The 9,813-nt window shown below is 71.2% G+C and carries 11 protein-coding genes; 4 read left to right on the top strand and 7 right to left on the bottom strand.

The features are described 5' to 3' along the window. Nucleotides 1–100: 100 nt before the first annotated feature. Nucleotides 101–925 (bottom strand): trans-aconitate 2-methyltransferase, encoded by an 825-nt coding sequence (locus AOK03_RS30260; RefSeq protein WP_055568551.1) that lies wholly within the window; start codon nt 923–925, stop codon nt 101–103. Nucleotides 926–1,024: 99 nt separating this feature from the next. Between AOK03_RS30260 and tamR the strand changes: the two genes are divergently transcribed. After that, complete coding sequence (gene tamR, locus AOK03_RS30255; protein WP_055568550.1) at nt 1,025–1,522, top strand: MarR family transcriptional regulator TamR; 498 nt, start codon at nt 1,025–1,027, stop codon at nt 1,520–1,522. On the opposite strand, the gene AOK03_RS30250 is transcribed toward tamR, so the two are convergent. Then, the gene (locus tag AOK03_RS30250) at nt 1,481–2,296 is read right to left on the bottom strand and encodes a response regulator transcription factor (RefSeq protein ID WP_055568549.1); all 816 of its coding nucleotides are present in this window, start codon (nt 2,294–2,296) and stop codon (nt 1,481–1,483) included. The genes tamR and AOK03_RS30250 overlap by 42 nt on opposite strands. A 260-nt stretch (nt 2,297–2,556) precedes the next feature. Between AOK03_RS30250 and AOK03_RS30245 the strand changes: the two genes are divergently transcribed. Further along, on the top strand, nt 2,557–3,012 hold the full coding sequence (locus AOK03_RS30245) for a GNAT family N-acetyltransferase (RefSeq protein WP_208609626.1): 456 nt from the start codon (nt 2,557–2,559) through the stop codon (nt 3,010–3,012). A gap of 19 nt (nt 3,013–3,031) precedes the next feature. On the opposite strand, the gene AOK03_RS30240 is transcribed toward AOK03_RS30245, so the two are convergent. From AOK03_RS30240 to galT, 4 genes are all read right to left on the bottom strand, one after another. Continuing rightward, nucleotides 3,032–3,379, bottom strand: a complete 348-nt coding sequence (locus tag AOK03_RS30240) for a DoxX family protein (RefSeq protein WP_055568548.1) — start codon at nt 3,377–3,379, stop codon at nt 3,032–3,034. Between the two features lie 106 nt (nt 3,380–3,485). Continuing rightward, nucleotides 3,486–4,640 (bottom strand): galactokinase, encoded by a 1,155-nt coding sequence (gene galK / locus AOK03_RS30235; RefSeq protein ID WP_055568547.1) that lies wholly within the window; start codon nt 4,638–4,640, stop codon nt 3,486–3,488. Continuing rightward, complete coding sequence (gene galE / locus AOK03_RS30230) at nt 4,640–5,614, bottom strand: UDP-glucose 4-epimerase GalE (protein ID WP_055568546.1); 975 nt, start codon at nt 5,612–5,614, stop codon at nt 4,640–4,642. The genes galK and galE overlap by 1 nt, the downstream gene beginning before the upstream one ends. Then, nucleotides 5,611–6,675, bottom strand: a complete 1,065-nt coding sequence (gene galT, locus AOK03_RS30225) for a galactose-1-phosphate uridylyltransferase (protein ID WP_055568545.1) — start codon at nt 6,673–6,675, stop codon at nt 5,611–5,613. The genes galE and galT overlap by 4 nt, the downstream gene beginning before the upstream one ends. A 223-nt stretch (nt 6,676–6,898) precedes the next feature. On the opposite strand from galT, the gene AOK03_RS30220 reads away from it, so the two are divergent. Beyond that, the gene (locus AOK03_RS30220; RefSeq protein WP_055568544.1) at nt 6,899–8,584 is read left to right on the top strand and encodes a sodium:solute symporter family protein; all 1,686 of its coding nucleotides are present in this window, start codon (nt 6,899–6,901) and stop codon (nt 8,582–8,584) included. A gap of 21 nt (nt 8,585–8,605) precedes the next feature. After that, nucleotides 8,606–8,887: a hypothetical protein gene (locus AOK03_RS30215; protein WP_055568543.1), complete on the top strand. Its 282-nt coding sequence runs from the start codon at nt 8,606–8,608 to the stop codon at nt 8,885–8,887. Nucleotides 8,888–8,917: 30 nt separating this feature from the next. On the opposite strand, the gene AOK03_RS30210 is transcribed toward AOK03_RS30215, so the two are convergent. Continuing rightward, a complete protein-coding gene (locus AOK03_RS30210) occupies nt 8,918–9,658 on the bottom strand; it encodes a helix-turn-helix transcriptional regulator (protein WP_244177809.1) in 741 nt (246 codons plus the stop codon). Between the last annotated feature and the right edge of the window lie 155 nt (nt 9,659–9,813).

Genomic DNA, 9,813 nt, shown 5'->3' with positions numbered 1-9,813 from the left:
CCCGTGCACCCCGCACCGCCAAGCGCACCAGCCCCCCCCTCGCCCGGTCAGGCAGCCGCCGCGTGCCGCGAGCACCGGCGGCTTCGGTACCTCCGTCGCATCAGCCGTCCGTCCTGCGGGCCACCGCGAACACCCTGCGGAACGGGAACACCGTGCCGTGGGCCGTGGACGGGTAGGCCTCGCGGAGGAGGGTCCGGTACTCCGCCACGAACTCCTCCGTCGCCGCCCGATCGTCCGCCAGGGCCGTCAGGACCGGGCGCAGGCCCGTGCCCTTCACCCAGTCCAGGACGGGGTCCTCGCCCACGAGGAGGTGCTGGTACGTCGTCTCCCACGCGTCGACCTCGCAGCCGAGGCCCGCGAGCCGGTCCAGGTACGCCCCCGGCGAGAGCACCGCGTCCGCGTGCCGCAGGACGTCGCCGAGGCGGTCGCGCCAGCGTTCGGTTCCGGCGAGTTCCCGCATGAGGACGTGGCTGGGGGCGTCGAAGTTGCCCGGCACCTGGAAGGCGAACGTGCCGCCGGGCACCAGCGCCCCGATCCACGCCGGGAACGAGTCGGGGTGGCCCGGCACCCACTGCAGGGTGGCGTTGGAGAGGATCAGGTCGTACGTCCCGGGGGCCGGGGTCCAGTCCGCGGCGTCGGCGAACGCGAAGTCCAGGCGGCCGCCGCCCCCGGTGGGGCCCGCCAGCTCGTCCGCCCCGGCCAGCATCGCCGGGGAGTTGTCGAAGCCGGTGACGTACGCGGTGGGCCAGCGCCCGGTGAGGAGCCGGGTGACGTTTCCGGGACCGCAGCCGAGGTCGGCGATGCGGGGCGGGCGGCCGGAGGCGGGAAGTTCGGGGACGCGGGCGAGCAGGTCGACGAAGGGGCGGGACCGGTGGTCGGCGTGGCGCAGGTACTGCTGCGGGTCCCAGGTGGCGGCGGCGGGCATGTGGACCTCCTCGGATGACGGGCGTCTGTCGCCATCCTGAACCCGAGGTATCTTGACGTCAAGAGACTTCATGTCGACAGACCCCCTACACTGATCGCCATGGAGGACGAGGTCGATCGGCTGGTTGCAGCGTGGCGCCGGGAGCGCCCTGACCTCGACGTGGAACCACTCGAGGTGCTCAGCCGCGTGAGCAGGCTCGCGCGGCATCTGGACCGGGCCCGCAGGCTCGCCTTCTCCGAGCACAACCTGGAGCCGTGGGAGTTCGACGTCCTGACGTCGCTGCGCCGCGCGGGCGCGCCCTACCAGCTCTCCCCCGGCCAGCTCCTGACCCAGACCCTCGTGACGTCCGGCACGATGACCAACCGCATCGACCGCCTCGCGAAGAAGGGCCTCGTCGAGCGGCTGCCGGATCCGAGCGACCGCCGCGGCGTCCTGGTGCGCCTCACCGCCGAGGGCCGGGACCGCGCGGACCAGGCCCTCGCCGGGCTGCTCGAACAGGAGCGCGCGATCCTCGTGGAGCTCTCCCGCGCCCAGCGGGGCGAACTGGCCGGACTGCTACGCCAGTTGACCGCCCCGTTCGACAACATCCCCGGCTAGGTCGGCCGGGCCGACGCCCGCGCGCCGGGCGAGCGCCACGGCGGCGAGGGTGGAGTGGACGCCCAGCTTTCCCAGCACGTTCTGCATGTGCGTGCGCACCGTGTGCGGGGAGAGGAAGAGGCGCTCGGCGACCGCCTTGCGGCCGAGGCCCGCCACCATGCAGCGCAGCACCTCCCGCTCGCGCGGGGTCAGCGACTCCACGAGCCGCTCGGACTCGGTGCGGTGCTTGCGGGCGGCGGTCAGCTCGCGCAGGACGCCGGTGAGCAGGGCGGGCGGCAGGTGGGTCTCGTCCCTGAGCACTCCTCGTATGACCGTGAGGAGGCGGGACAGCGAGCAGTCCTTGGCCACCCAGCCGGAGGCGCCCGCCTGCAGGGCGAGGGCCGCGCGGCGCGGGTCGTCCTTCTCGGCGAGCACGACGGTGCGCACGGCGGGCTGGCCCGAACGGACGCCCGCCACCAGGGAGATGCCGTCGACGAGCCCGTCGGCGTTGCCCTCCTGGACGGGGGCGGCGATGGGGGTCCCCCCTGCCCGAGCGAAGCCGAGAGCTTGGGGACGGGTGCCCTGCAGGGCGCTGGCGGTGCTGCCGAGGTCGGCGTCGACCAGCAGCACGTCGTATCGGCGGCCTTCGTTCACCGCCCGCTCCAGGCAGCGCAGCGCGGCGGGACCGCTGCCGGCCGCGGACACGTCGACGTCCGGCTCGGCCGCGAGCGCGGCAGCCAGGGACTCGGCGAAGATGCGGTGGTCGTCGACGACCAGGACTCGAATGCGAACCACAGAAACCCCCTTCCCCACGCTCCTTCAAGGAGCAGGGGATACCCCATCATCGGAGAACGGCTGGTGCGGGTACGGCGCACGGAGCGGGAGTCGACGCGGTCGCACGGCCGCCGCCGTGCTGTGACCGCCCCCCACGCCGGGCGCGTACCCGACTGTCTCGCCCCCTGATCAGTGCCGGCCCCCACCGGCACTGCCCTTCAGAGTAGGGCCGGACGCCGGGAGCGGAAGCTGATTTGCAGAACTGGTTGGCCAGCGCGTTTATGGTGAGCCATATGTTTCGTATTGAGACGGGAGTCGACAAAGAGCGGCTCGGTCTGCTTCGCTCGCGGCTGAGCGAGACGAATACGGCTGCGTCACCGGAGCTCAGAGCTCTGCGCGGGACGCGCGAGGACCAGGAAGTCCCGCTCGCGCTCTGGGCGTTGGACGCGCGGGGCGACCTCGCGGCGGGCCTCGCCGCGCACACCTGGGCCCGCTGGCTGCACGTGAACCACCTCTGGGTCGACGACCGGCACCGCGGCGCGGGCCTCGGCTCCCGCCTCCTGGCCGAGGCGGAACGGGTGGCCCGCGAGGACCGGGGGTGCCTCAACTCCCGTGTGGAGACGTGGGACTTCCAGGCCCCGGGCTTCTACCGGAACCAGGGGTACGAGCTGGTGAGCGTGATCCCCGACTACCCCGAGGGCGTCAAGGAGTTCACGCTCACCAAGCGGCTGGGCTGAGGCCGGGCGGGCCGTCCGGTCAGGCGGCGGGCCCCAGGGCCAGGGCGCCGACCACCGGCGCCGCGTACATCAGCGGGAACGGGATGTGCGCGTACCAGCGCGCCCGCACCACGGTGACGACGGCCCCGGCGAAGTACACCACCAGAGCGATGCCCGCCACGGCCCCGACGACCGGCACGAACAGGCCCGCGACCAGGCCCGCGGCGCCCGCCGCCTTGGCGGTGCCGAGCCAGGGCAGCCACGGCATCGGGATGCCGTAGTCGGCGATGGGCCGCACGACCCACTGGGCGCGCAGGAAGACGGAGACGGCGGAGAAGCCCACCATCGCGGCGGCGATCAGCGTGACGACTGCACAGGTTGTGGACATGGCGGGTGCTCCTCATCGGGCGGTGACTGTTCACTGCCCTGACGGAACCGGCCACCGGAGTGTGACCGGTCCACGGCACCCTTTTCCGAGAACTTCCTCCCGGCGCTCAGGCCTCCCGGCGCGCCCCCGCCGACGCCTCCGCCGGGAACACGCGCGGCGCCGCGCAGCCCGCCGCGGCGAAGGCCTCAAGGACCGACTTCGTCACCGTGTCCTCGTCCGCCGACTCCACCAGGACGACCGCCGAGCCGCCGAAGCCGCCGCCGGTCATCCGGGCGCCCAGCGCGCCCGCCGCGTTCGCGGAGCTCACCACGAGGTCCAGCTCCGGGCAGGAGATGCGCAGGTCGTCGCGGAGCGAGGCGTGGCCCTCGGTGAGGACGGGGCCGGTCGCGCGGACGTCACCGGCGTCCAGGAGGGCGATGACCCGCTCGACGCGGTGGTTGTCCGACACGATGTGGCGCACGTACCGGCGGATCTTCTCGTCCGTCAGCCGGGCCAGCGCCTCGGGGAGCCGGTCGTACGCCACGTCCCGCAGGTGGGAGACGCCGAGGAGGCGCGCGCCCTCCTCGCAGCCGGCCCGCCGCTCGGCGTACGCCCCGTCGCCCAGCTCGTGCTTGACCCGGGTGTCGACGACGAGGAGGCGCAGGCCGTGGGCGGCGAGGTCGAAGGGGACCTGCCGTATCGCCAGGTCACGGCAGTCCAGGTGCAGGACGTGGCCTTCGGTGGCGCACGCGGAGGCCATCTGGTCCATCACGCCGCACGGCACGCCGACGAAGGCGTTCTCGGCGCGCTGGGCGAGGACCGCGAGGCGCGGCCCGTCGAGGCCGAGGCCGTACAGGTCGTTCATGGCGAGCGCCGTGACGACCTCCAGGGCGGCCGACGAGGAGAGGCCCGCCCCGGTCGGCACGGTCGAGGCGAGGTGGATGTCGGCGCCCCCGGAGACGTCGTGGCCCGCGTCCCGCAGCGCCCACACCACACCGGCCGGGTAGGCGGCCCAGCCGCCCTGCCCGTACTTCGAGAGGGGGGTCAGCCCGTCGACGCGCAGTTCGGCGACGGGAGCGTCGATGTCCGCCGAGTGGAGCCGCAGGACGCCGTCGGTGCGGCGTGCCACCGCCGCCACCGCGGTGTGCGGCAGCGCGAGCGGCATCACGAAGCCCTCGTTGAAGTCCGTGTACTCGCCGATGAGGTTGACCCGGCCGGGGGCCGACCAGACCCCGTCCGCCGCGTACCCGTACAGCTCGGCGAACTTCCCCGCTACGTCCATCAGTTACCCCTTGATTCCTCTCGACGCCGGGCGAAGGCCCAGGCGTCGGCGACGATGCCCGCGAGGTCCGCGCGGGACGGGTTCCAGCCGAGCTTCTCGCGCGCGGTGGCGGCGGAGGCGACGAGGACCGCCGGGTCGCCGCCCCGGCGCGGGGCCATGACCTCGGGGATCGGGTGCCCGGTGACCCGGCGGACGGTCTCGATGACCTCGCGCACGGAGAAGCCGTTGCCGTTGCCGAGGTTGCAGATGAGGTGCTCGCCGGGGGTGGCGGCCGCGACGGCGAGGAGGTGCGCCTCGGCGAGGTCGGCGACGTGGATGTAGTCGCGGACGCAGGTCCCGTCGGGGGTCGGGTAGTCGTCGCCGAAGACGCTGATCGCCTCGCGCCTGCCCTGCGCGACCTGGAGGACGAGCGGGATGAGGTGCGACTCGGGGTCGTGCCGCTCGCCGCAGTCGCCGTACGCGCCCGCGACGTTGAAGTAGCGCAGCGAGACGGCGGCCAGGCCGTGCGCGGCCGCCTCACCGGTGATCATGTGGTCGACGGCGAGCTTGGAGGCGCCGTAGGGCGAGGTGGGAGCGGTGGGGTCGGTCTCCGTGATGGGGGTGTTCACGGGCTCGCCGTACGTCGCGGCCGTCGAGGAGAAGACGAGCCTGCGCACGTCGGCGTCGCGCATGGCGGCGAGCAGCGCCATGGTGCCGCCGACGTTGTTGTCCCAGTACTTCTCGGGCTTCACGACGGACTCGCCGACCTGCGAGAAGGCGGCGAAGTGCAGCACGGCGTCGTAGGTGGAGTCCAGCCACTTGGCGGCATCGCGGATGTCGCCCTCGATGAACGAGGCGCCGGCGGGGACGCCTTCGCGGAAGCCGGTCGAGAGGTTGTCGAGGACCGTCACCTCGTGCCCGGCCTCGAGCAGATGCTGGGCCACCACACTTCCGACATAGCCCGCGCCACCGGTGACCAGGTACTTACCGCTCATGAACTCGCTACCTCTCGCAGTCGCTGGGCCGCGGCTTCCGGCGGCACGTCGTTGATGAACACGCTCATACCGGATTCGGAACCCGCGAGGAACTTCAGCTTGCCCGAAGTGCGGCGAATCGTGAAAAGTTCGAGATGGAGGGCGAAGTCGTCCCGGTTGATCCCGTCATGTCCTGCCGGGGCCCCGAAGGGCGCCTGGTGCCATGCGGCGATGTACGGGGTGGGGGACTCCGCCGATTCGCCGAAGATCCGGTCGAAGCGCTTCAAGAGTTCCAGATAGATCTGTGGGAACTCCGTGCGCGCCGCCTCGTCGAGCCCGAGCAGGTCGGGCACCCGGCGCTTGGGGTAGAGGTGCACCTCATAGGGCCAGTGCGCGGCGTACGGCACGAAGGCGACCCAGTGTTCCCCCTCCAGGACGACCCGCTCACCGGCCCGCTCCTCGGCGAGGACGTCGTCGAAGAGGTTGCGGCCGCCCGTCGCCTCCTTGTGCTCGGCGAGCGAGCGGAGCATCAGGGCCGTGCGCGGGGTGACGAAGGGGTACGCGTAGATCTGCCCGTGCGGATGGCCGAGGGTCACCCCGATCTCGGCGCCGCGGTTCTCGAAGCAGAACACCTGCTCCACGGAGGGCAGGTGGGAGAGCTCGGCGGTCCGGTCGGTCCAGGCCTCCAGGACGAGCGCGGCCTGCTCGGGGGTGAGGTCCGCGAAGGACGCGGCGTGGTCGGAGGTGAAGCAGACGACCTCGCAGCGGCCCGCGTCGCCCGCGAGCGAGGGGAAGCGGTTCTCGAAGACCACGACGTCGTACGAGGAGTCGGGGATCTCGCTGAGCCGGTCCCCGGCGGAGGGGCACAGGGGGCACTCGTCGGCCGGCGGGTGGTAGGTGCGCCCCTGGCGGTGCGAGGCGATGGCCACCGAGTCACCCAGGAGGACGTCCCTGCGGACCTCCGACGTCGTCGAGACGGGCCCGAGCGGGCGCCGGTCGACGGCGTCGCGCACGGTGTCGTCGCGCACGTCGTAGTAGATGAGCTCACGACCGTCGGCGAGACGGGTCGAGGTCTTCTTCACGTCCGGGGCTCCTCACCACCCACCCAACAGAAACGAACATAACAAATCACAAGCCAACAGCCCCGTCAATGCCTGCGGCCGCGTCGCAGGCCCCGGCCTCCATCCGGCCTCCCCCGGAGAGCTCGATCACAATCAAACAAAGAACACCAACAGAACTGTTCAGTTATTCAAGCGAGGGGCGTAGGTTCCCGTCTGATCCGTTCGCGCAACGAAGCGAGTTCACATGCAGTCCCCCACTACAACTCTGGCCGAGGGGCTTCGGCTGCCCACCAACGGCCTCGACTACGCGATCCTGGCGATCTACTTCGCCGTGGTCCTCGGCATCGGCTTCGCCGCCCGGCGCTCCGTGAAGACCAGCCTCGACTTCTTCCTCTCGGGCCGCTCACTGCCCGCCTGGGTCACCGGTCTCGCCTTCGTCGCCGCGAACCTGGGCGCCACCGAGATCCTGGGCATGGCCGCCACCGGCGCGCAGTACGGCGTCGCGGTCGTCCACTGGTACTGGATCGGCGCCATCCCGGCCATGGTCTTCCTGGGCCTGGTCATGATGCCGTTCTACTACCGCAGCAAGGTCCGTTCCGTCCCCGAGTTCCTGCTCCAGCGCTTCGACAAGTCGGCGCACGTGCTCAGCTCGGCGCTCTTCGCCTTCGCGGCGATCCTCATCGCGGGCGTGAACCTCTACGCCCTCTCGATCGTCGTCGAGGCCCTGCTCGGCTGGCCGCAGTGGGTGGCGATCGTCGTCGCGGGCCTGTTCGTGCTCGCGTACATCACGATCGGCGGCCTGTCCTCGGCGATCTACAACGAGGTCCTGCAGTTCTTCGTGATCCTCGCGGCGCTGATCCCGATCTGTGTCATCGGCCTGAAGAAGGTCGGCGGCTGGGACGGTCTCACCGGCTCCATCGAGAAGCAGCACGGCGAGAACTTCATGACCGCCTGGGGCGGCACCGGCATCGGTGACGCCAACCCGCTCGGCGCCAACTGGCTGACGATCATCCTCGGCCTCGGCTTCGTGCTCTCCTTCGGCTACTGGACGACGAACTTCGCCGAGGTGCAGCGCGCACTCTCCGCGAAGAACCTCTCCGCCGCCCAGCGCACCCCGCTGATCGCCGCCTTCCCGAAGATCTTCATCGTCTTCCTGGTGATGATCCCGGGCCTGGTCGCCGCCGTCCTCGTCCCGAAGATCGGCACGGCGGGCTCCGATCTGACGTACAACGACGCGATCCCCTACCTGATGCAGGAGTTGCTGCCCAACGGCGTGCTCGGCATCGCGGTCACCGGGCTGCTCGCCGCCTTCATGGCGGGCATGGCGGCGAACGTCTCGTCCTTCAACACCGTGTTCACGTACGACATCTGGGCGCGGTACGTGGTCAAGGGTCGCGAGGACGGCTACTACCTGAACTTCGGACGGCTGATCACCGCGATCGGCGTGCTCGCCTCGGTCGGCACGGCGTTCATCGCCTCCTCGTTCTCGAACATCATGGGGTACCTGCAGACCCTCTTCTCCTTCTTCAACGTCCCGATGTTCGTGGTCTTCATCATCGGCATGTTCTGGAAGCGGGCCTCGATGAAGTCCGGCGTGTGGGGCCTGCTCGCGGGCACCACCGCCGCGATGGTCAACTACTTCTGGATCTACAAGCAGGGCGTCATCGACATCCCGACCGACCAGGGCGCCAACTTCGTCTCGGCGATCGTCGGCTTCGTCGCCGGTGCCGTCGTGATGGTCGTCGTCACGCTCTTCACCGCGCCCAAGCCCGAGGCCGAACTGGCCGGTCTGGTCTACGGAACGGCCTCGCCGGGCATGGAGGACGAGGGACTGGAGAAGGGGGACGACGCCTGGTACCGCAAGCCGGCCCTGCTCGGCTGGGGCGCCATCGTGCTCGCCGCGGCCTGCTACCTGCCGTACTCGCTCTAGACCCGATCGGAGGACAAAGACATGTCCGAGCTGCAACACGAAGTCTCCGAGCTGGAGCGCAAGTCCGCGACAGCCGCGCGCCTCTTCGACATCCGGCGCATCATCGGCGGCCTGTTCGTCGTCTACGGAATCATCGTGACGATCGCCGGTATCACCGCGTCCGACGCCGACCTGAAGAAGGCCGAGGACATCAACATCAACTTGTGGACGGGCCTCGGGATGCTCGCCCTCGGGCTCTTCTTCCTGGGGTGGCTCTGGCTGCGCCCGACGGTCACGCCCGTCGAGGAACCCGCGGACGACTGACCCCCGGAGGAACGGCGACGGGGCCCGAGTTCACCGCGGTGGCTCGGGCCCCGTCGTCGTGTCGGCGCCTCCGGTGGCGTTCGCATGGTTGGCGTAGGCCGACGCGGGACGCTCGGCGCGCTCCAGGAGACCCGTGCGCGCGGCGAGGGCCGCGGCCTCCAGACGTGAGCCGACGCCCAGCTTCATCAGCACCCGCTGCACATGGGTGCGCGCGGTGCTCGGGGCGATCCCCATCCCCGCGGCGATCAGCCGGGTGTCCTCGCCGTCGGCGACCCGCACCAGCACCTCGACCTCGCGGGGCGTGAGCATCTGCAGCAGCCGCTGGCCCTCGTCGTCGGGCTGCGCGGCCGGATTGAGCAGTTCGCTGAAGGCGCCCTGCAGCAGTTGCGGCGCGACGGCGGCCTCCCCGGCCCGCGCCTTCATGATGGCGCGCTCCACTCCTTCGATGCGCTCGTCATGGCGTACGTAACCGGAGGCGCCGGAGGCGAAGGCCGCGGCGATCCCGCGCGGGCTCGGCACCGGGCCGAGCACCACGACCGCCACCTGCGGACGCTCCCGCTTGATCTTCACGACCGGGTCGAACATGCCCGGTTCGGCCGGTGTGGCCGTCCCCAGGAGACAGACCTCCGGGGCCCTGCTGATGACCAGTTCCGCCGCGCCCGCGGCGGGCGCGGCGGCGGCGAGCACCCGGTGCCCGCGCAGTTTCAGTGCCGAGGCGAGGGCCTCGGCGAGCAGTCGGTGATCGTCGACCACCATGAGCCGCACACCCATAGCAACCCCCCAGCTCCCCGCGGGCCCCCCGACCCTTCATCCCCCGGAAGCCACACGCCTGTTCGCGGTTACGCGCCCCCTCCCGGCCAGAAGCGGCACGGAATGCCGAAATCCGAGCCATTCAGGGGGCATGGGGAACGACCGGATGGTACGCG

The sequence above is a fragment of the Streptomyces atriruber genome, assembly GCF_001418325.1.
Classification (GTDB): Bacteria; Actinomycetota; Actinomycetes; order Streptomycetales; family Streptomycetaceae; genus Streptomyces; species Streptomyces atriruber.
Note: the sequence above shows the minus strand (reverse complement) of the source record. Positions and strands in the feature narration are given on the sequence as shown.

Bases quoted from the DNA above. Each gene is read 5' to 3' on its own strand.
- AOK03_RS30260 (WP_055568551.1), bottom strand. From the start codon at position 925: ATGCCCGCCGCCGCCACCTGGGACCCGCAGCAGTACCTGCGCCACGCC.
- tamR (WP_055568550.1), top strand. From the start codon at position 1,025: ATGGAGGACGAGGTCGATCGGCTGGTTGCAGCGTGGCGCCGGGAGCGC.
- AOK03_RS30245 (WP_208609626.1), top strand. From the start codon at position 2,557: ATGGTGAGCCATATGTTTCGTATTGAGACGGGAGTCGACAAAGAGCGG.
- AOK03_RS30240 (WP_055568548.1), bottom strand. From the start codon at position 3,379: ATGTCCACAACCTGTGCAGTCGTCACGCTGATCGCCGCCGCGATGGTG.
- galK (WP_055568547.1), bottom strand. From the start codon at position 4,640: ATGGACGTAGCGGGGAAGTTCGCCGAGCTGTACGGGTACGCGGCGGAC.
- galE (WP_055568546.1), bottom strand. From the start codon at position 5,614: ATGAGCGGTAAGTACCTGGTCACCGGTGGCGCGGGCTATGTCGGAAGT.
- AOK03_RS30220 (WP_055568544.1), top strand. From the start codon at position 6,899: ATGCAGTCCCCCACTACAACTCTGGCCGAGGGGCTTCGGCTGCCCACC.
- AOK03_RS30215 (WP_055568543.1), top strand. From the start codon at position 8,606: ATGTCCGAGCTGCAACACGAAGTCTCCGAGCTGGAGCGCAAGTCCGCG.
- AOK03_RS30210 (WP_244177809.1), bottom strand. From the start codon at position 9,658: ATGGGTGTGCGGCTCATGGTGGTCGACGATCACCGACTGCTCGCCGAG.